This window comes from Lentibacter algarum, assembly GCF_040580765.1.
Taxonomy (GTDB): Bacteria; Pseudomonadota; Alphaproteobacteria; order Rhodobacterales; family Rhodobacteraceae; genus Lentibacter; species Lentibacter algarum.
This window is the reverse complement of the sequence record NZ_CP158687.1, coordinates 586,927-606,140: the sequence shown is the minus strand read 5'-3', so window position 1 is coordinate 606,140 and position 19,214 is coordinate 586,927. Positions and strand designations below refer to the sequence as shown.

Genomic DNA, 19,214 nt, shown 5'->3' with positions numbered 1-19,214 from the left:
CTCGGGGTGCGCAGCCTCTGCGCGCCCCGCCTCCCCAAACATCGGAGCGCCCACCGCATGACCCCAGAGCTCACCGCCCTCGCGCTCGCCGCCCTGCTTCAAGCGGTGCAATTCGTGCTCTACGCCATCCCCGCAAATCTTGAGCTTGGGTCAGGCTACACCATGTCCGCTCGCGACCGTCCGCCAAGCCGCGACATGTCCCACAAGACGGCCCGCTTGGGCCGCGCCTTGAACAACCATTTCGAAGGCCTCATCCTCTTCACAATCTCCGTACTCGTGGTCACGCTCGGCCAAGCCGCCTCGCCCTTCACAGCCGCCTGCGCTTGGGTCTATCTCGGCGCCCGCGTGCTCTATATCCCCGCCTATGCCTATGACTTGCGCCCTTGGCGCAGCCTTGTCTGGGCTATCGGCTTTTTCGCCACCCTTCTCATGCTGCTCGCATCCCTCTTTTGACTTTTTTCTTGCCTCAAATATCTTTGGGTAAATTGGCCAAAGGCCAAGAGGGGCCAAGCCTCTCCCCCCATCACCAAAAGGAGCCTCCCCATGGCATCATATGACGTAATCATCATCGGCGCCGGCCCCGGCGGCTATGTCTCAGCCATCCGCTGCGCCCAGCTTGGCCTCAAAACAGCTGTGGTCGAAGGCCGCGACACATTGGGCGGCACCTGCCTCAACGTCGGCTGCATTCCGTCCAAGGCCCTCTTGCACGCCTCCCACATGCTGCACGAAGCCGAGCACAACTTCGCCGCCATGGGCCTCAAGGGCAAAAGCCCCTCCGTCGACTGGAAGCAGATGCTCGCCTATAAAGACGACACCATCGGCCAAAACACCGGCGGCATCGAGTTCCTCTTCAAGAAAAACAAAATCGACTGGCTCAAAGGCTGGGGCTCCATTCCCGAGGCAGGCAAAGTGAAGGTGGGCGATGAGCTCCACGACGCCAAACATATCGTTGTCGCCTCTGGCTCCGCCCCCGCAACGCTGCCAGGTGTCGAGATCGACGAGAAAACAATCGTCTCCTCCACAGGCGCGCTCACCCTTGCCAAAATCCCGAAGAAACTTGTCGTCATCGGCGCAGGCGTGATCGGGCTTGAGCTTGGCTCTGTCTATGCCCGCCTCGGCTCTGAAGTCACCGTGGTGGAATACATGGACGCGATCACTCCCGGCATGGACGCCGACGTGCAGCGCACATTCAAGCGAATCCTTGAGAAGCAGGGCCTGACCTTCGTCATGGGTGCTGCCGTCCAGTCTGCCAAGGCTGGCAAAGGCAAGGCTACCGTCACTTACAAAACCAAAAAGGACGACACAGAGGCCACCATCGAAGCCGATATCGTTCTCGTCGCCACAGGCCGCAAGCCCTACGTCGACGGCCTCGGACTTGACGCGCTCGGCGTCGAGATGACCCCCCGTGGCCAGATCAAAACCAACGCCCATTGGCAAACCAATGTGGCAGGCCTCTACGCCATCGGCGATGTGATCGAAGGGCCAATGCTCGCGCACAAAGCCGAAGACGAAGGCATGGCCGTCGCCGAGGTGATGGCAGGCAAGCACGGCCACGTAAACTACGGCGTGATCCCGGGCGTGGTCTATACCTCCCCCGAAGTGGCGACCGTCGGCAAAACAGAGGCCCAGCTCAAAGAAGAGGGTGTCAAAACCAAGGTTGGCAAGTTCATGTTCATGGGCAACGCCCGCGCCAAAGCGGTCCACCAAGGCGACGGTTTCGTCAAAATCATCACCGATGCCACAACAGACCGTGTGCTTGGCGCCGCCATCATCGGCCCCGCCGCTGGCGATATGATCCACGAGCTTTGCGTGGCCATGGAATTTGGCGCCTCCGCAGAGGACATCGCCCTCACCTGCCACGCGCACCCGACCTACTCGGAAGCCGTGCGCGAAGCTGCCCTCGCCTGTGGCGACGGCGCAATCCACGCTTGAGGAAACAGGGCGGATGAAACCAAGCCGTATTGCCTTTGCGGCAGCCCTTGTCTTGGGGCTTGGCCTATCTGGCCGCGCACTCTGGCAAACGGCCCATCCGCCCGATCCCGCAAGCGCCTACCTCGCGCTCTTTGAAAATCACTGCGTGAGCCGCCTCGCCAAAGCGCAAAGCGGCTCAGATCCGTTTGCAACCCTTGTGAAAAACGAAAAGCGCATCACCCGCCTCGATAGCGCAGGCCTGCAAGCCATTCAAAGCCGTGACATCTGCGAAGTCAAAGACGCCACACGCCTGATGACAGAGGCCCAACGCGACACTGCCGTCGCCAGTATCGTCGCTTTCATAGCCGCCAAACTTCCGGAGCTCTCCGAGCACACCGATCCACTCGACTGGGATCTCCACCGCGCTTTCACAGCGCAGACCGAGACAAACAACTGGGGCATCATTCTTATGCGCATCGAACCCGATAGCGCAGACGCGCTCCAATCCACGACAACAACGCTCGCCCTCCCGCGCGGCTAACCCTCAAAAGCCTCCCCCACAGCTTCTTCTCTTCAAAAATATCCCAGGGGGTCTGGGGGACTGGTCCCCCAGCGGATCGGATTGCGCGCAGCGCAATTCGAACCCCAAAACGCTTCACTCAAAAATCTTGAACAACTCTTTCTTCAGCTTGTCTTCGACGCCCTGCTTCACAGCATCTTCCACACTCTGCCCCTCGCCCACACTCACACCAAGCTCTTGCTCCACCTTTTTCTTGATCGCGTCATTGGCCTTTTGCTTCACTTCTTCCTTCTTCTCCTTGAAGTTCAGATCAATCGCAGCACTCAGATCAGGAATAATCTTCGGGTTGCTCCAAGGCCCATAAATCTTGACAGGAAAGGCCAAGTCCTTGCCGCTGCTGGCCTTCAGCGCTACGGGCGTAAACACGTAGTTGATCGTCTGGGCGCCAAGGCCCACAACGCCTTTGCCCGTCGCAGCGATCCGCGGCAGCGTCATATTCAGATTGTCATTGCTCAAGACACCTGCCTTGATGTCAAAACTCGCGCCGAGCTTGTCAAAAACTGTCGTGCCTTTGGTGCCATTGCCAGTGCCCATAAGCCCGTTGAGGTCCAAGCCCGAAATCGTCCCCCCCGCCATAGCGAGTCCGCCGTTGCCCGACAGCGAATTCATGATTGCGTCCAGATTTCTCCCCGATCCAAGAAATTTAACGAACCCGTCACCCTTCCCTGACAACCGCTCAACGCCCATCAGATCGACAAGAAGCGACTTCACATCAGCCTGCAAAATGTTCAAGTTGCCACCCACAGACAGCCCGCCACGGTTGTTCACCACAAATTCGCCAGAGATTTGCCCGCCATAGCCTGTCGCCTTAGGAAGCTTCAAAACAAGCCGCGAATTGTCCAAGCTCACGCCCAGACTGCTTGCCCCCAGCTTGATCATCCCCGCATCAAGCGATTGCACAGCAAGGCTCACTTCAGCATTCACAGCCGCCAGCCCGCTCGCATCAATCGTCGTCTTGCTCCAGCCAGCACTGCTCTCGCCGCCGCCGCTGCCCCCTTCGGCCGCGAGCGACGCAAAATCAAGCGCCCCCGCCGCCAGCTTCGCAGTGATCTGCGGCTTCGCGCCGCCAAGCCGAATGTCCGCATCCCCCGTCAACGTGTTCTGATCAAGCTTCAAGGTCATGCCGCGCAGGTTCACAATCTCTCCGCCCGAAAACGTGACTTGCCCTGTCATATCGATCGCTTGGCCCATGCCGCGTGGCAGCTCTGCCGCGCCGAGCCCAAGGCTCTGCATAAACGTCGAGGTGCTTGATGTACTCAAGCTCATCTGTCCTTCGGCCTCAAGCGCTTGGCTCATACGCCCCTCAAAGCGCGCGCTGCCGCCCGCAGCCTCAAAGCGCGCTGTCACAGGCGTAAGCTTGCCCGCGATCAAGTCACGCGCATTGCCCACAGTCCCCTCAAGGCTCAACGCCGCCCCACCGCGCAAACCGCTCAGCTTGAGTGTTGCAGGCCCTGCAAGCTTGGGCATAGAAAGCGCCACATCCAGCCCAGTGAGCTTTTCCCGCGTGCCAGCACGGCGGTCGTCAATCAAAACTGTCCCGCCTGTCACTGTCGCGCGCGCAAGGCTAAAGGGCGTCACACCCGTGCTGCCCTCGGTGGCGCCTGCCGCCTCTGTGCTCTCGCCAAAGGCCCAGCTCACCCGCCCGTCCTTGGCCGTGATCAGATTGATTTCGGGGGAGACAAGCTCAACACGGCGGATTTCAATCTCCCGCTTGAGCGCCGCTGCCGCGCCCACCCCGATACTCAGCGCTTCAGCCTTGAGCAAAGGTGCCGCGTCCCACTCTGGGCCAGCGATCTGCACAGGCCCCGTCTTCACGCCCAACACGGGCCAGACACTCAATCCAATATCACCCGAAATCAAAACCTCACGCCCAAGCGCCTTGGACATCTCTGCACTCGCCACCTTGGCAATCCGCTCTTTTGGCAAAAGCATGAGGCCCGCAGCAGCAAACCCAACAAACAAAAATACAGCAATAAAAATCCAGCGCAAAAATCGCATGTGAAGACGTCTCCTTTGACTTGCCCAAGGCTATGCTCTCACGCCACAGGCTTCAATCATCTTGCCCAATGCGCCCCCTTCCCCAAGCGCAATTCAGCCGCTATAGGAGCGTCATGTCACAAAATCCCCCCGATCTGCGTCCAGATCTCGCCCGCGCCCAGCTTTCTGAAACACGCCGTGAAGGCCAGCCCACAATCGGGATGGTTTCGCTTGGCTGCCCCAAAGCACTGGTCGACAGCGAGCGCATCCTGACGCGCCTCAGAGCCGAGGGCTACGGGATCTCGCCGGACTATTCAGGCGCCGATGCCGTGATCGTCAACACCTGCGGTTTTCTGGATTCAGCCAAAGCCGAGAGCCTTGACGCCATCGGCGAAGCGCTTGCCGAAAATGGCAAAGTGATCGTCACTGGCTGCCTTGGTGCAGAGCCTGACTATATCCGCGAACATCACCCGCGTATCCTCGCGGTGACAGGCCCGCACCAATATGAGCAGGTGCTGGATGCCGTGCACGCGGTCGTGCCGCCCAGCCCCGACCCCTTTATTGACCTCTTGCCAGCCTCTGGTGTGAGCCTCACACCTCGCCACTATAGTTATCTAAAGATATCAGAAGGTTGCAACCATAAGTGCAAGTTCTGCATTATCCCCGATATGCGGGGCCGTCTGGCCTCTCGGCCCCATAAAGCCGTTCTGCGCGAGGCGGAAAAGCTTGTTGAAAACGGCGTTCAAGAGCTTCTTGTGATCTCTCAAGACACTTCCGCCTACGGCACCGACTGGCCAAATGATGTCCGCCGTGGTCTCACCGAACAGCCGATCACAACGCTCGCGCGCGACCTCGGATCGCTCGGGGCATGGGTGCGCCTGCACTATGTGTACCCCTATCCTTCCGTGCGCGAAATTATCCCGCTGATGAGCGAAGGGCTGATCCTGCCCTACCTTGATATCCCTTTTCAGCACGCGCACCCCGAGACGCTCAAGCGGATGGCCCGCCCGGCCCACGCCGAGCGCACTCTTGACCGGATCAATGAGTGGCGCGACCTCTGCCCTGACATCACGCTACGCTCGACATTTATCGTCGGCTACCCCGGCGAATCTGAGGCAGAGTTCCAGACCCTGCTCGACTGGATGGATGAAGCCCAGCTCGACCGCGTTGGATGCTTCAAATACGAAAACGTCGCAGGCGCGCGCAGCAATGCCCTGCCCGATCACGTCGCCGAGGCGCTCAAGCAAGAGCGGTGGGAGCGCTTCATGGAGAAGGCTCAAGCCATCTCCGAGGCCAAGCTCGCCGCCAAAGTCGGCCAGCGCATGGATGTGATTATTGACGACATCGACGAAGACGGAATCGCCACCTGCCGCACGAAAGCTGATGCGCCCGAGATCGACGGGAACCTCTTTATCGACGAAGGCACAGAAGCCCTCAAAGTCGGCCAGATCGTATCTGTCGAGGTTGATGAGGCAGGCGAGTATGATTTGTGGGGACGGCTCTAAACGCCGATCACCCCGCCAGTCCGTAAAGCAGCGAGCGGTTGCCGCACTCCGCCGGCACTTGTCCTTCGGCCAGCGCCTCCATGCACGCCTGTGCAAACGGACAGCTACGGCAGCGGGTTATCATGTCAGCGTGGTCCTTCACGCCCAAAGCCCCCGAGGCCATGGCTGTGCTCATACAAACGCCCATATTGGCGGCAGCCAAGCGGGTGAGCTCAAAGTGAAGCGCAGGATTTCCAAGCGGAGCAGTATAAGCAGAAGTTGCAAGCGTCATAGAGATCGTCCTTCTCAGATCAGAGCTACACTCTGGCCCTCCAAATCCAAGATATCTTTGACATAGCGCAAACCGACCGTACGTTGCGTTTATCCGCCGATCAGCGCGCGCGGCCTTAACAAACAGCCCGTTTTAAGCCGAATTTCAAAACCCGTTCAGGCGGTGCACGGGTTGTGCATGGGTTGTGCACGCTTTTCACCCCCCTAGAATCAGCCCCTTTTCAAAGGTTAACCGCCGCGGAAAAAAGCGCTGAGATAGGCCGTGACAGCATCTTGCACATGACGGAAACGGTCGCCCCCAAGATGCTTGCCGCCATACCACCGTGTCACGACGATCACATGGCCCAAAAGCTCTTCGCGCTCCAACATCCGCACGATGACCATACCTGCTCCGCTTTCGCCATCGTCTGACTTGAGTGGCGTGCCATCGGGCAGGATCATCGCCCATGTGTTATGTGTCGCCTTGGCATATTTCTTGTTGCGTTTCAGCTCTTTAAGCAGTGCCTCGGCCGCTTCGCGCGTCTCAGCCACGCCACCTGAAACAGAATAGCGCGAGCCTCTGTCGCTGATGATATTGTCAAGCTGGTTCACAGGCTTGGCTAAAGCTGTGAGGCCGTACGGCGCACCGCTTCAATGCGCTGCGCATTGGGTGGGTGTGTGCCAAGAAAGCGATCCCCGGGATCGGGAATACGGCTGAAGAATGCCGCCCCTCGAACAGGATCATAGCCCGCCTTTTTGGTGATCACCGTGCCAAGAATATCCGCCTCGATCTCATAGTCCTTGGAGTACGTCCGCGCCCCTACTTGAGCGCCAATTTCCCCAGCGTTTTGGAGCACTTGAGCGTCAGCGCCCGTAAGCGCAGCCAGCCCCGCAAAGACCAAGGCTCCCGCCTGCGCATTGCGCTGTTGGCGAGCGATATGGCCCGCAATATGGTGCGCAGCTTCGTGCCCCATCACAAAGGCCAGCTCGTCTGCATTGCGCACATCAGCGATCAAAGCGATCGTGAAAGCAATGATTGGCTGACCTGATGTATCAAGCGTCTGATAGGCGTTCACAGGTTGCCCTGGCCGGTCATCAATCACGATTTTGAAGTCGCAGTTCATCCCCGGTGCGCGCGCTCGGCACTCACGCTCTGCCACAGGCTCAACTGTCTCCACAACGCCGACAAACTGGCGCGCCGCTTGGCGTCCACTGAGCTGTGACGGAGTAGGCGCTTGGGCCGTTGCAACAGGCGCTGGCGCGCTCGTTTCTGTCGGCACATCGCAGGCTGCTAAAGCCAACAAGGCAACGCCGAAAAAAGCCTTTTTAATGAATGACATCACACCGCCTGCCTTTAATTGCTGAAATAGAATATAGCGAGCACACCCCTCTCACGCCAGCCCCTTCACGCCGCTGTGACCCCCTGCCAAGCGAAGCCCTTGCAAGTGGCGCGCATCCGCCTATTCTGGGGGTATGTTTTCAATAGAACACGAGTTTGACAGCACGGTCATAACCCTTGTCGATGAGGGATCTACGCCCTTGGGCGAAGACATTGTGATCAATGCATTTGGCGAATGTGTCACGCTGGAACAATACAACCCGCGCACAGACAAAACCGAAAAGATCACCCTCTCCATGGCTCAGGTTCAAGACCTCGCCGCAGCCCTTGATCTGCCCGAAGGCGTCTATTCTCTGGTGCGCGAAAAAGACCTCTAACGGCTGGTTTAAGGTTTGTTAAACCTCAAAGTTTAACCTCCCGTCACGACACTTTTAGCCGCTTGCCAATTTGTTCCGCCCTCGTCCTAATGACCCAAGACATTGGCAGGAGGCAGGCAAATGGGCACAGACCGCAAAACAGGCTTTTATTGGGACGAAAAAACATTCTGGCATGGCGGCGGGAATTACGCGCTGACCCTGCCTGTTGGCGGGCTTGTACAACCCCTTGTTGCTGGTGGCCTTCCCGAAGCGCCCGAAACAAAACGCCGCTTCAAAAACTTGATGGACGTCACGGGCCTCTCGGCAGAACTTGCAATGCAGACCGCTTCCCCCTGCACCGAAGAAGAGTTGGCACGCGTGCATCCGCTCGGTTTTCTTCATAAATTCCAAGAGCTTTCCGCAGCAAATGGTGGCGAGCTCGGCTTACGCACCCCCTTCCTCAAGGGCGGTTATGAAATTGCTGCGCTGTCTGCGGGCCTGTCGCGTAGCGCACTTTGTGATGTGCTTTCGGGCAAGCTTAAAAACGCCTATGCCCTGTCCCGCCCGCCTGGGCATCACTGCCTGCCTGACTGGCCCAATGGCTTCTGCCTTCTGGCCAACCTCGCCATCGCCATTGAAGCCGCAAAAGCGCAAGGTCTTGCGACGCGTTTTGCCGTCATCGACTGGGATGTTCATCACGGCAACGGGACCGAGCATATCTTCTATGATCGCGACGATGTCCTGACCATTTCCATCCATGAAGAAAACAATTATCCCATTAATTCAGGTCACTTAGCCGACAAAGGCCGCGGGGCTGGCCTTGGTTACAATATGAATATCCCCCTGCCGCCTGGCGCTGGCCATGCGAGTTATCTTGAGACAATGGACAAGATCGTCCTGCCGGCTCTCGCGCGCTTCAAGCCCGATGTGATCATCATCGCCTGCGGTTATGATGCGGGCACATTTGACCCTTTGGGTCATCAACTTTGCACAGCAGAAACCTTCCGACAGATGACCCGCCGTGTCGTCAAAGCTGCCGAAGAGCTGTGCGATGGCAAGCTCATGATGGCCCATGAAGGCGGCTATTCGGAGGCCTATGTCCCCTTCTGTGGCCACGCAGTCATGGAAGAGATGTCTGGTAGCCAAATCACAGCCCCTGACCCGATGGCCGAGGTCGTCGCTGCACGCCAGCCGAGCGCACGCGCAGCGGCGTTTGTCTCAGAGTTAATTGATGAAATGGTAACAGAGCACCTCGGCTAAGCCGCTCTCACCACATCGTTTTTTCGGCGCGCGCGGCCCAATCAGCGTCATAGGTCGCGCCGCCTTCTTCACCGTCGGTCTGCTCTGCAAGGATCTCGCCAGCGGTGGGCAAACCTGCACTCTGGTCACCTGCGCTCCAAAGACCTGCACGCATCGGCGCGCGCGCACATTGCGTATAAATCTCACCGATTTTGATCACGATCACCGAGCGTGGAAGGCGGCCCCTGTCCTCAAACCGCGCGCAAAGCTCTGGCTCTATGCTCACCTTCGCCGCGCCATTCACTCGCACAACAGTATTGGACCCAGCCACCATAAAGAGGAGCGATATACGCCCATCCGCCACGATGTTGCGCAGCGTATCCATCCGATTGTTGCCTCGCCAATCAGGCATCAAAAGTGTGTGCTCATCCAGCTCCTGAACCACAGGGCCATCGTCCCCGCGTGGACTTCCGTCTGTCCCTTCAGGGCCGACAGTTGAGACAATGCAGAACCGCGACGCGAGTATCCACTTGCGATAAAGCGGCGTCATCTGCTGCGCCACCTTGCGGATTGAAGCCACTCCAGGCGCGCCGTAAAGCGCCTCTAATTCTTTGATATTTTTGACATACTCAGCCACTAAACCCTGCTTCCGCCATCAAGGAATCCGAACACGCCTCAACCTCTGCTTCAAGGCGTTCCATAAACTCGGCCTGCTCCAATCCCGCGGGGATCGGCTCCAAAAACGTGACGACAGCCAGACCTGGTTTGCGCATGATCGTGCCCTTTGGCCAGAACAATCCCGCATTGGTCGCAACAGGCATACAGACCTGTTCCATCTGGTCATAGAGCGCAAATGTACCAACTTTATAGGGTTTCTTTTCGCCTGGTTTGACGCGCGTGCCCTGACTGTAAATCACCAGCTGACCCGCCGCTGTCAGCCCTGACTTAACATCGTGGAGCATCTTCTTGATCGCCTTACCACGCTTGCCACGGTTCACAGGCACACACCCAATCCGATAGGCATAAAGCCCAATCACTGGCGTCCAGAGGAGTTCGCGCTTCATGATGAATTTTGCAGCAGGGCTCGCATTGAAAATCATGATGATATCAAGGAAGGACTGGTGCTTGGCGGCAATCAACATCTCACCCGACGGCGGTGTGCCGCGAATTTCGTGACGCAGGTTAAGCATCCAGCGCGCGGTCCAGAGCACCCAAATACAATAGAATTTGCACGCCGCCCGCGCACCTTTTGAGCTCACCAGCGCCCAAGGCAAAAAGACAATCCCGACCAGCAGCATCATCACAGCGTTCTGAACCACAAAGAACAGCGAAATAACCCAGCGTACAGCCAACATCAGCGCAGCTCCTTTAATGTGCGGCGCGCGGCCGCTTGAGTTGCAGCAAAGGCCACAAGCCCCGCCAGAAGCGGTATCACCAGTGGCCAGAGCCAGCTTGCCCCTCTAAACCCAAGGCCGCTCAAAATACTCTCGTCTCCGCCGCCCGTCGGCAAAATCAGCAGTGCAATCACGCCAAGCACCATGCCAAGTGCAGCACCAGTCAAAGAGCGCAACGTGAAGCGCCGCACAAAGGCACTTGCGATATAGCCGTCTTTCGCGCCAACAAGCCGCATCACAGTGATCACCTTCGCGTTTGCCGCCAGCGCCGCATTGGCCGCCAGTGTAATCATCGCGCCCATGACCGCAAAGATCAGTATGATAGAGAACCACCCCAGAAACGACAGACGCCCAGCCGCCGCCGCCAAAGGCGCGCGCCAGCGTGCATGATCATCCAGTACAGCGCCAGGCACTTCACCCAGAAGGCGTAGGCGGAGCGCCTCGGCGTCAAGGCCCTCTGAGCTCTCAATAATTTCAATCAGCTGTGGAATAGGCAAAGCCTCAAGCGGCATGTCAGGCCCAAACCATGGCTCCAAGAGCTTACGTTGCTCCGCATCGCTCAACAGTCGTGCACTGGCCACACCGGGCGTGGTTTGAAGAACCTCAATCGCGGCTTCAGTCGAAGCCTGCATCTGGCCTTGCGGAGCAGAAATGCGCACTGTGGCTGATTGCGCCAGCTCACTTGCCCAACGCTCTGAAAGGCGGCCCGCAGAAACAGAAAGCGCCAGTGCGAACACGGCAAGAAAAGCCATGACGGCCGCCGCAAACAGCGTTAGCCGTGCGGTAAACCCTGTCGGCGGCACGGCCCGCTCGGCCTGTGCATCACCAATAATAAAGTCAGTTATTTTATTGATATTGATGACGTTTCTCATCAGAGATCTGCCCCCGCCTGCTGAATCCGCCGCCCCGCAATCCGCAACACCCGCGACTGGACCTGTGTTTTTGCGGCACGGATAAGACTCATGTCATGCGTCGCAATAACAACTGTTTTTCCCATACGGTTCAGCTCGACAAGAAGCTGCAATAGGCGTTGTGACATTTCCCAGTCAATATTCCCCGTCGGCTCGTCAGCCAAGATCACATCGGGCGACATAATCACCGCTCTCGCCAACGCAGCTCTCTGCCGTTCACCGCCCGACAGCTCAGGAGGAAGCGCATCAGCGCGGTCGCGCAGACCCACCCAGTTCATCAGCTCCGCAAGGTTTTGCTGCTCGCCCGCCAAACTGTGCCCTGCAACGGTGAGCGGCAGAGCAATGTTGTCAGCGATAGAAAGGTGATCAAGAAACTGGCAATCCTGATGTACGACACCAATACGGCGGCGCATCTCCGCGATCCCGTCACGATCAAGGCTGCGAACGTCTTGATCAAACAGACGCAAATGCCCTGCAGTGGGCAAGAGCTCACCATAGCAAAGCTTAAGAAGCGTGGTTTTTCCTGCGCCAGACGGACCTGTCAGGAAGTAGAACGACCCCGTCGGTAAACTCAGGGTCATATCGCCCAAAAGCTCGCCGTCGCCGTAGCTATAGGCCACATCTGTTAACTCTATCACAGGTTCGCCCTTCCCTTGCGCGCGCACGCGGCAGACCATGCCCCAGAGCAGAGAAAGTTGCAATCGCGTTGCGCGTTTGCGTGTTTGGCCTTTTCGTGCAAAAGCTTACCCCCTATGGTGGGGTAATATGTTTGTCTTTCGTTTGGGGATAGTAAGGGGGCGGAATGAGGCTTGTATGCCCAAATTGCGGCGCACAATATGAAGTGCCCGACGAAGTGATCCCGCAGGACGGGCGCGATGTGCAATGCTCAAACTGTGGCGACACATGGTTCCAGAACCACCCTTCAAATGACGATGGATTGGCCGAAGAACTGGGCGAAGCCCGCGTGGCGCCTGAAGTATCAAACCCGCCAGAGCCCGAGCCCACACCAGCGCCTCCTAATGTGACAGAACCTGAGCGTAGTACACCGCCAGTACAGCCAGCGCCCCGGCGCGAGCTTGATCCCTCAGTCAGTGATGTTCTGCGCGAAGAAGCTGCCCGAGAGGCCGCAGCGCGCGCTCGCGAGGCAGGTACGCTCGAAGAACAGCCAGAGCTGGGCATCGGGGAACCAGATGATGAAATCTCTCGGCGCCAGCGCGAAGCGGGCGACCGGATGGCTCGAATGCGCGGTGAAGATCCAAGTGAAGCCAAAGCCGCAGCCGCCATGGCCGCAAACGGCTCGCGGCGGGGCGTTCTGCCTGATATCGACGAAATCAATTCAACCCTGCGCAAAGACAGTGAGCGTCGCAAAACCGCGACAGAAGTTGCAGCGTCTCGCGAAGCCACCGAGCAAAAAAGCGGCTTTGGGCTTGGGTTTCTTGTGGTGATCCTGCTCGCAGTCGTTCTGATTGCGCTCTATGTTTTTGCCCCTCAACTGGCCGAAGCCTTGCCCCCAGTTGCCCCAGCCCTTGAGGCATACGTCGAAGGCGTCAATGCCGCACGCCTGTGGCTAGATGGTCAGATGCGTAACATCATGGAAATGCTTGATGGCATGGCCTCCGAAAGCGCCGCACCTGAAGGGACGGCTCCGAGCGAGTAAACCTTGCTTAAAAGCGATCGAGCAGCCGCTCAAGATAGCTACGTTCTGTGTCCGAGCGGCCCGCCTCGCCGCTGCGGCGGCGGATTTCGTCTAGAAGCTCGCGGGCACGGCGGTAGACGTCTTCATCTCCGACCATACTTTCCTCAGCGCCTGAAAAGCCGCGGCGGTTGCGACCCAAGGGATCACTGCTTTGGCGGCCAGCGGTTTCGGCATTTTGTCCGTCTTGTCCCTCTTGGCCTTCATTGGCTTGCGCCATTGCCTCACCCAGATTATCCATCCCTTCACGCAAGCGCTCCATCGCTTCGGCCTGACGGTCAATAGCCTCGGCCAAATCATTCTGGCGCAACGCGTCTTCTGCCTGCTCCATGGCGCGCCCAGCCCCTTCAAGTGCGTCTCGTGCGGCTTCGCCCGCCTCGCCGCCCATCTGCGGCAGGCCTTGGGCTTGGCGGGAAAGCTCATCTCTCAGCGCTTGCTGGCGCTCGGCAAGTGATTGTTCCTGAGTTTGGCCTTCTTGAGCCCCGCCTTGGCCCTCACCCTCTTCTTCGCCTGAGCCATTTTGGCCTTGTTCAGCGCGGCCCTCGCCCTCGCCTTGGCCCTCGTGTTGCTCCCCTCGACCTTGGCCACCGTTGCGGCCTTCATTCTGGCCACTCTCACCGGCTCGGGCGTTGGGGTTGAATTGCTCCTGAAGGTCACGGAAGGCCTGATCCGAGAGGCCCTGCTGCTCGCGCAGTGTCTCTGCCAGCCCTTCCATCGCTTCTTGGCCTTCACCTTGCCCAGACTGGCTCTGGGTCACCCGCATATTCTCCATCATCTCTTGAAACTCGCGCAACGCCTGCTCAGCCTCAGCCATGCGGCCTTGCTCCATGAGCTCCTGAATACGGTCCATCATGTCCTGCAGGTCTTGCTGGGAGAGTTGCATGCTTTCGCCCTGCTCTCCCTGTTCGCCATCTTGCTGCTCTTGCTGCTGCTGTTGGGCGAGTTGTTGCATGTATTCGTTTGTCGCGTCGCGCAGCTCCTGCATCAGCTCTGCGATTTCTTCCTCTGAGGCCCCGTTGCGCAGCGCTTCAGCAAGCTTATCTTGTGCTTCACGCATCCGCTCAAGTGCATCCGAGAGATTGCCGTCTTCCAGATTGAGCGCCAAATCCCAAAGTGCCCCAGACAGCTCCGCAACCGTCTCATCATCCAATCCGCCATATGCGACTTTGGTCTCCATCCGCCGCAAAATCGTGCGCAAACGCAGATAATCGGTCTCACGCTTAAAAAGACTATCTGGCTCGTGGGAAATCGCTCGCAAAAGCTGGGCAATCCGCGGCGCATTTTCACGGTTCCAGAGCAGATCACGGCGCAGCTCAACCACGGCAGCCGCCAAAGGATTGAAGAACTTGCGTGCCGCGAGATTGATCTCGACGGGATCACTCGTGCCCATCTGGCCCGCCTCGTCCAAAGCCGCTAATGTGATTGTCACCGGCAAGTTGGCCCAAGGATGTTGTGAGAAATCCTCCATCAACGTCTCTTCAAAGTCATCGCGTGCCCCAGTCACTGGCAAAGGCAGCACAACTCTCAGCGTTTCATTGCTCTCAGGCTCAAGCGCAAGCCCATAGCGGCGGTCAACCAGCGCCATATCAAGCGCAATCACAGCTTCACCACGCTCAATACCGTAGTCGTCCATTGCCTCAAACGGCATTGAGAAGACACCCCCCGCAGCCGTCTCTGCAGGCCCAGTGAACTCCACAAACGGCGCAGCATCTGGGCGTGCAACAATATCCCACCAGCGATCGCCAGTGCCCGAAATCTCGAGTCTCCCATCCTGCAAAATCTCGAAGCTTTGCTCTGGTGCTGCGACTGAAGTGACTGCGCCAAGCTGCGCTGAAACGGTTTCGCTTACCGTGATCTCCCCCGCCGCTCCATAGAGGCGCAGGGTCACTTCGCTGCCTTTGGGCACCTCAAGCACGTCGGCCGTTGCATCATTGAGGTAGATTGACGGCAACCCTGTGTAGAGAGGCGGTTCTATCCAGCCTTCCCAACTTGGCCCCATCGCGGCATTGGCAGCACCTGCACTTGGGCCAGCAATCTCACCAACTGTTCCAAGCCGCCAAACAGACCCAAACAACAGCCCGATCGAAAGCGCCAAAAGCGCGACATAACGCAGGCCAAAAGGATCTGCTCCTGCAAGGCGGATCGTCGGCGGAATCGCGCGCGCCACTCGAATTTTTTCCATCATACGACGCTGATACTCGCGCCAAAGCGCCTCAGACGCTGCGTCTCCTGCGCCAATCGCCTGCCTGTCGCGCACCGCACGAATGGGCCGCCCGACAAGACTTGCGTCGATGCGCTCTAGTGCCTCTTCGCGACTGGGGCGGGCAAACCTACGCCACGCGTACCACGTGCCAAAACATGCACCAAAAGCCGACAAAACGAAAAAGCCCCAGACAAGCTCAAGCGGTAGAACCTCATGCAACCCTAAGAATATAAAGGCCAAAAAAGCTATAAGCGCGGACCAAAGAGGCCAGAACCCAATACAAAGCCGCTCAGCCCAAAGGCCAAGATAGGTTAGCAAGACCTGATCTTTCAGATCAATCCGCTCAGGCTTTTTAGTCTGCTCTGGCAAGCCGCGCCTCCGTCAGGTTTGCGGCTGTCTCACGCTTCAGCGTTGCAACCACGCAGGTATGCTATCGCGCGAAAGCATGTCTTCCAAGCTCGGACGCGCGCGAATGACAGCAAATTGATCACCCTTCACCAGAACTTCAGGAATGAGAGGACGTGAATTGTATTCGCTGGCCATTACCGCGCCATAAGCCCCCGCACTGCGGAAGGCGACGAGATCCCCCTCGCGCATCGCAGTCATACTGCGGCCCTTGGCAAAGGTATCACCACTTTCACAAACGGGACCAACAATGTCATAAACCTCTGGCTCCGCCCCTGCCGCAGGCTCCACCACAGGGACAATATCGTGATAGGCATCATACATAGCAGGGCGGATAAGGTCGTTCATCGCGGCGTCCAGAATAAGGAACTGTCGCCCCTCTCCCTGCTTCACATAGACAACATCGCTGACCAAAACACCCGCGTTGCCTGCAATTAGCCGCCCAGGTTCGATCTCGATTTCACAGCCCAGATCGCCCAGAACCTCGCGCACCATCGCGCCGTAATCTGTGGGCAAGGGTGGCGCAGTATTTGAGCGCTCGTAAGGAATACCAAGGCCCCCGCCCAGATCTAGGCGGCGGATTTCATGGCCATCGTCGCGCAGCAGAAGCGTCAGTTCCTTGACCTTTTCATAAGCCAGTCGAAACGGCTCAAGCTCGGTCAGTTGCGAGCCGATGTGCACATCAATTCCAACAATCTCAAGTCCCTTGAGGCTGGCGGCATGAGCATAAACAGCTCGCGCCTTTGCAATTGGAATACCGAATTTGTTTTCAGACTTGCCCGTGGCAATCTTGGCGTGTGTTTTGGCATCCACGTCAGGATTAACGCGGATCGTGATCGGCGCCTTCACACCCAACTCCAGCGCAACCGCATTAAGCCGCTCCATCTCGGGCTCACTCTCGACATTGAACTGTCGTATGCCCCCAGTGAGAGCCATACGCATCTCATCACGCGTTTTTCCAACACCTGAAAACACGATCTTGTTGCCAGGAACACCAGCAGCCTTCGCGCGTGCGTACTCCCCGCCCGACACAACATCCATTCCAGCACCCAAATCCGCCAAAACTTTGAGGACAGCCAGATTTGATGCGGCTTTCATTGCGTAGCACACAAGGTGCTCCATGCCCGCCAATGCCTCATCAAAGAGACGAAAGTGACGCTCCAAGGTAGCCGTCGAATAGCAATAAAACGGCGTCCCAACTTCTGCTGCAATCGCGCTCAGCGGCACATCCTCGGCATGAAGTTCGCCGTTATTGTAAAGAAAATGGTCCATTGTGCGCCCCTAAGCTATATTGCGCCTGCTCTAGCGCAAACGCAGCCGCGCGCCAAGCCTGTTCAAAGGCTAATGCCGATGCTGACTGGCCCTTTACTCACACCCACAGAGCCACCCGTGTGGACCCCACTCGGGGTCACTGTCACAGTTCCGCTTGCCGTGGGACGCATCGGCGTCCCGTCTGCGCCACAGCTTGGCAGCGCCAAAAGACTGATGCCAACAATAAGGAAACGGATCATATCGGTTCTCCTGGCCCTAGCGGAATTCCGCCAAGGAATGCCAATTATTCATAGATAACCCCAACAGTCGCATAGCCTGACACGTTTACACCACTTGGCGAGGCCGACTCGCTCGGAGCCGCCGAGGGCCGCAAAGGTTCACCGTCCGCACCACAACCCACCAAGATCATAAGGCTCAAACCCAAACTAAAGAACCGAACCACAGCATACCTCCATTTGAACTAAGACTGATCTTATTGCTTGCGCCCGCGCAAATAAAGATAGAGTGGCAAGCCGCAGCTCACTCCGATGCAAAACGTGGCAGGAATCGCGACAAGCCTCAACCAGTCACGCTTTTGCAGGGCCTCATAGATCACCCAGACCGTGAGACTCAGCGCAGCGATGATCAGATCCCAAGTCAGCCCTGTGGTCGACGCGTTCACATACCACGCTTGTGATAACCCCGTGAGGCCAACGCCTTCTGCCCACATGTAGGACAGGAAATAATACATCGGATGCACCGTCCCCCAAAGAGCGAGCACAAGCCAGAGGCGGCTCATGCGAGCGCGTCTTTCCAGCGCGCCACTTGTTTGTGCACTTCAGAGGGCGCTGTGCCGCCATAGCTTGTGCGCGAAGCGACAGAGGCCTCTACCGTCAGCACGCTAAAGACATCTTCGGTGATCGCTGCATTGACGCTCTGCATTTCTTCCAGCGAAAGATCTGGCAAGTCACAGCCCTTGGCCTCGGCCATAGCGACAAGGCTCCCCGTGACATGATGCGCATCGCGAAACGGCATGTTCAGCACCCGTACACACCAGTCTGCAAGGTCCGTCGCCGTTGAAAAACCGCTGCCCGCGGCTCCTGCAAGGCTCTCTCGGTTGGCCGACATATCACGCACCATGCCCTCCATAGCGGCCAGAGCCAGCATCAGGTTGTCGGCTGCATCAAAGACTTGCTCCTTGTCTTCTTGCATGTCCTTTGAATAGGCCAACGGCAGCCCCTTCATCACCATCATCAGCGCCACATTGGCCCCAAAGATACGGCCGATTTTAGCGCGGATAAGCTCCGCAGCGTCAGGGTTCTTCTTCTGCGGCATAATGCTTGAGCCCGTAGAGAAGCTGTCGCTGAGCTGCACAAAGCGAAACTGTGCGGAAGACCAGATCACAAGCTCTTCGGCAAAGCGGCTGAGGTGCATTGCGCAGATACTCGCGCAGCTCAAAAACTCCAGCGCAAAGTCACGATCGCTCACCGCATCGAGCGAATTCGATGCAGGCCGATCAAAGCCAAGCTCACGCGCTGTCATCTCACGATCAATCGGAAAGGATGTCCCTGCCAGAGCTGCCGCGCCCAACGGGCTCTCGTTCATACGGCGGCGTGCATCTTCAAAGCGCGAGGCATCGCGCCCCAGCATCTCGACATAAGCCATCATATGATGCCCCCATGTCACGGGCTGGGCCGTTTGCAAATGCGTAAACCCAGGCATAACCCAGTCGGCGCCCGCTTCAGCCTGTCCTAAAAAAGCAAGTTGGAGCGCCCGGATGCCTGCGATAGCAGCGTCCATCTGCCCGCGCACCCAAAGCTTGAAGTCGGTCGCCACTTGGTCGTTGCGCGAGCGCCCAGTGTGTAAACGCCCCGCAGGCTCACCAATCAGCGCCTTGAGACGGCTTTCAACATTCATATGAATGTCCTCAAGCTGAGTAGAAAACTCAAACGTTCCGGCCTCAATCTCTGACAAGACCGTGAGCAGCCCTTCCCTCATCGCCTCCGCATCGCTATCACTGACGATGCCCGTGGCCGCCAACATAGCAGCATGGGCCCGAGAGCCAGCAATGTCCTCGGCAGCCATCCGCTGGTCAAACCCGATCGAGGCATTGATCGCCTCCATAATCGCGTCTACGCCAGCCGAAAAGCGGCCGCCCCACATTTGGTTCGAGGTGTCGTTGCTCATGGGTATTATGCCTT

At 58.0% G+C, this 19,214-nt stretch carries 20 protein-coding genes; 7 read left to right on the top strand and 13 right to left on the bottom strand.

The window, feature by feature from the left end; all coding sequences use genetic code 11:
* The first annotated feature begins 57 nt into the window (after positions 1-57).
* From DSM117340_RS03005 to DSM117340_RS02995, 3 genes are all read left to right on the top strand, one after another.
* The gene (locus tag DSM117340_RS03005) at positions 58-453 is read left to right on the top strand and encodes an MAPEG family protein (protein WP_089887744.1); all 396 of its coding nucleotides are present in this window, start codon (positions 58-60) and stop codon (positions 451-453) included.
* Between the two features lie 90 nt (positions 454-543).
* Complete coding sequence (lpdA, locus tag DSM117340_RS03000; protein ID WP_089887742.1) at positions 544-1,932, top strand: dihydrolipoyl dehydrogenase; 1,389 nt, start codon at positions 544-546, stop codon at positions 1,930-1,932.
* A gap of 13 nt (positions 1,933-1,945) precedes the next feature.
* Positions 1,946-2,452, top strand: a complete 507-nt coding sequence (locus DSM117340_RS02995; protein WP_089887740.1) for a hypothetical protein — start codon at positions 1,946-1,948, stop codon at positions 2,450-2,452.
* 114 nt (positions 2,453-2,566) lie between these two features.
* Here the strand turns inward: DSM117340_RS02995 and DSM117340_RS02990 are convergent, their stop codons facing one another.
* Complete coding sequence (locus tag DSM117340_RS02990; RefSeq protein ID WP_089887738.1) at positions 2,567-4,489, bottom strand: AsmA family protein; 1,923 nt, start codon at positions 4,487-4,489, stop codon at positions 2,567-2,569.
* Positions 4,490-4,602: 113 nt separating this feature from the next.
* Between DSM117340_RS02990 and rimO the strand changes: the two genes are divergently transcribed.
* On the top strand, positions 4,603-5,973 hold the full coding sequence (gene rimO / locus DSM117340_RS02985) for a 30S ribosomal protein S12 methylthiotransferase RimO (protein ID WP_089887737.1): 1,371 nt from the start codon (positions 4,603-4,605) through the stop codon (positions 5,971-5,973).
* A 7-nt stretch (positions 5,974-5,980) separates the two neighbouring features.
* Here the strand turns inward: rimO and DSM117340_RS02980 are convergent, their stop codons facing one another.
* The 3 genes from DSM117340_RS02980 to DSM117340_RS02970 form a co-directional block, all read right to left on the bottom strand.
* Entirely contained in the window at positions 5,981-6,244 is a 264-nt protein-coding gene (locus tag DSM117340_RS02980) for a DUF6455 family protein (RefSeq protein ID WP_089887735.1), read from the bottom strand.
* 227 nt (positions 6,245-6,471) lie between these two features.
* A complete protein-coding gene (locus DSM117340_RS02975) occupies positions 6,472-6,834 on the bottom strand; it encodes a YigZ family protein (protein WP_089887733.1) in 363 nt (120 codons plus the stop codon).
* Positions 6,835-6,842: 8 nt separating this feature from the next.
* Entirely contained in the window at positions 6,843-7,562 is a 720-nt protein-coding gene (locus DSM117340_RS02970; RefSeq protein ID WP_089887731.1) for a M48 family metallopeptidase, read from the bottom strand.
* A gap of 133 nt (positions 7,563-7,695) precedes the next feature.
* Here DSM117340_RS02970 and DSM117340_RS02965 point away from each other — a divergent pair, with 133 nt between their 5' ends.
* Together DSM117340_RS02965 and DSM117340_RS02960 are read left to right on the top strand one after the other, a co-directional pair.
* Positions 7,696-7,938: a hypothetical protein gene (locus DSM117340_RS02965; protein WP_089887729.1), complete on the top strand. Its 243-nt coding sequence runs from the start codon at positions 7,696-7,698 to the stop codon at positions 7,936-7,938.
* Between the two features lie 120 nt (positions 7,939-8,058).
* Positions 8,059-9,177, top strand: coding sequence for a class II histone deacetylase (locus DSM117340_RS02960; protein ID WP_089887727.1), 1,119 nt, complete (start codon positions 8,059-8,061; stop codon positions 9,175-9,177).
* A gap of 7 nt (positions 9,178-9,184) precedes the next feature.
* On the opposite strand, the gene DSM117340_RS02955 is transcribed toward DSM117340_RS02960, so the two are convergent.
* The 4 genes from DSM117340_RS02955 to DSM117340_RS02940 are packed head-to-tail and all read right to left on the bottom strand — an operon-like array spanning position 9,185 to position 12,099.
* The gene (locus tag DSM117340_RS02955; protein WP_089887725.1) at positions 9,185-9,793 is read right to left on the bottom strand and encodes a pyridoxamine 5'-phosphate oxidase family protein; all 609 of its coding nucleotides are present in this window, start codon (positions 9,791-9,793) and stop codon (positions 9,185-9,187) included.
* On the bottom strand, positions 9,786-10,514 hold the full coding sequence (locus DSM117340_RS02950; RefSeq protein WP_089887723.1) for a lysophospholipid acyltransferase family protein: 729 nt from the start codon (positions 10,512-10,514) through the stop codon (positions 9,786-9,788). Before DSM117340_RS02950 ends, DSM117340_RS02955 begins: the two co-directional genes overlap by 8 nt.
* On the bottom strand, positions 10,511-11,422 hold the full coding sequence (locus tag DSM117340_RS02945; RefSeq protein WP_089887721.1) for a cell division protein FtsX: 912 nt from the start codon (positions 11,420-11,422) through the stop codon (positions 10,511-10,513). Before DSM117340_RS02945 ends, DSM117340_RS02950 begins: the two co-directional genes overlap by 4 nt.
* Positions 11,422-12,099: an ATP-binding cassette domain-containing protein gene (locus tag DSM117340_RS02940; protein ID WP_089888933.1), complete on the bottom strand. Its 678-nt coding sequence runs from the start codon at positions 12,097-12,099 to the stop codon at positions 11,422-11,424. The genes DSM117340_RS02945 and DSM117340_RS02940 overlap by 1 nt, the downstream gene beginning before the upstream one ends.
* A 164-nt stretch (positions 12,100-12,263) precedes the next feature.
* Here DSM117340_RS02940 and DSM117340_RS02935 point away from each other — a divergent pair, with 164 nt between their 5' ends.
* Positions 12,264-13,118 (top strand): zinc-ribbon domain-containing protein, encoded by an 855-nt coding sequence (locus tag DSM117340_RS02935; protein WP_089887719.1) that lies wholly within the window; start codon positions 12,264-12,266, stop codon positions 13,116-13,118.
* A 7-nt stretch (positions 13,119-13,125) separates the two neighbouring features.
* Here DSM117340_RS02935 and DSM117340_RS02930 read toward each other — a convergent pair whose 3' ends face one another.
* From DSM117340_RS02930 to argH, 5 genes are all read right to left on the bottom strand, one after another.
* Complete coding sequence (locus DSM117340_RS02930) at positions 13,126-15,726, bottom strand: TIGR02302 family protein (RefSeq protein WP_245724344.1); 2,601 nt, start codon at positions 15,724-15,726, stop codon at positions 13,126-13,128.
* A gap of 36 nt (positions 15,727-15,762) precedes the next feature.
* A complete protein-coding gene (gene lysA, locus DSM117340_RS02925; RefSeq protein WP_089887716.1) occupies positions 15,763-17,034 on the bottom strand; it encodes a diaminopimelate decarboxylase in 1,272 nt (423 codons plus the stop codon).
* Positions 17,035-17,096: 62 nt separating this feature from the next.
* Positions 17,097-17,273, bottom strand: a complete 177-nt coding sequence (locus DSM117340_RS02920) for a hypothetical protein (RefSeq protein WP_177170610.1) — start codon at positions 17,271-17,273, stop codon at positions 17,097-17,099.
* Positions 17,274-17,506: 233 nt separating this feature from the next.
* Positions 17,507-17,812: a DUF2834 domain-containing protein gene (locus tag DSM117340_RS02915; RefSeq protein ID WP_089887714.1), complete on the bottom strand. Its 306-nt coding sequence runs from the start codon at positions 17,810-17,812 to the stop codon at positions 17,507-17,509.
* Entirely contained in the window at positions 17,809-19,200 is a 1,392-nt protein-coding gene (gene argH / locus DSM117340_RS02910; RefSeq protein ID WP_089887713.1) for an argininosuccinate lyase, read from the bottom strand. Before argH ends, DSM117340_RS02915 begins: the two co-directional genes overlap by 4 nt.
* Between the last annotated feature and the right edge of the window lie 14 nt (positions 19,201-19,214).

Excerpts from the sequence above, each read along its gene's own strand:
- DSM117340_RS03005 (WP_089887744.1), top strand. The coding sequence starts at position 58 with ATGACCCCAGAGCTCACCGCCCTCGCGCTCGCCGCCCTGCTTCAAGCG.
- lpdA (WP_089887742.1), top strand. The coding sequence starts at position 544 with ATGGCATCATATGACGTAATCATCATCGGCGCCGGCCCCGGCGGCTAT.
- DSM117340_RS02995 (WP_089887740.1), top strand. The coding sequence starts at position 1,946 with ATGAAACCAAGCCGTATTGCCTTTGCGGCAGCCCTTGTCTTGGGGCTT.
- DSM117340_RS02990 (WP_089887738.1), bottom strand. The coding sequence starts at position 4,489 with ATGCGATTTTTGCGCTGGATTTTTATTGCTGTATTTTTGTTTGTTGGG.
- rimO (WP_089887737.1), top strand. The coding sequence starts at position 4,603 with ATGTCACAAAATCCCCCCGATCTGCGTCCAGATCTCGCCCGCGCCCAG.
- DSM117340_RS02980 (WP_089887735.1), bottom strand. The coding sequence starts at position 6,244 with ATGACGCTTGCAACTTCTGCTTATACTGCTCCGCTTGGAAATCCTGCG.
- DSM117340_RS02970 (WP_089887731.1), bottom strand. The coding sequence starts at position 7,562 with ATGTCATTCATTAAAAAGGCTTTTTTCGGCGTTGCCTTGTTGGCTTTA.
- DSM117340_RS02965 (WP_089887729.1), top strand. The coding sequence starts at position 7,696 with ATGTTTTCAATAGAACACGAGTTTGACAGCACGGTCATAACCCTTGTC.
- DSM117340_RS02960 (WP_089887727.1), top strand. The coding sequence starts at position 8,059 with ATGGGCACAGACCGCAAAACAGGCTTTTATTGGGACGAAAAAACATTC.
- DSM117340_RS02945 (WP_089887721.1), bottom strand. The coding sequence starts at position 11,422 with ATGAGAAACGTCATCAATATCAATAAAATAACTGACTTTATTATTGGT.
- DSM117340_RS02935 (WP_089887719.1), top strand. The coding sequence starts at position 12,264 with ATGAGGCTTGTATGCCCAAATTGCGGCGCACAATATGAAGTGCCCGAC.
- lysA (WP_089887716.1), bottom strand. The coding sequence starts at position 17,034 with ATGGACCATTTTCTTTACAATAACGGCGAACTTCATGCCGAGGATGTG.
- DSM117340_RS02920 (WP_177170610.1), bottom strand. The coding sequence starts at position 17,273 with ATGATCCGTTTCCTTATTGTTGGCATCAGTCTTTTGGCGCTGCCAAGC.
- DSM117340_RS02915 (WP_089887714.1), bottom strand. The coding sequence starts at position 17,812 with ATGAGCCGCCTCTGGCTTGTGCTCGCTCTTTGGGGGACGGTGCATCCG.
- argH (WP_089887713.1), bottom strand. The coding sequence starts at position 19,200 with ATGAGCAACGACACCTCGAACCAAATGTGGGGCGGCCGCTTTTCGGCT.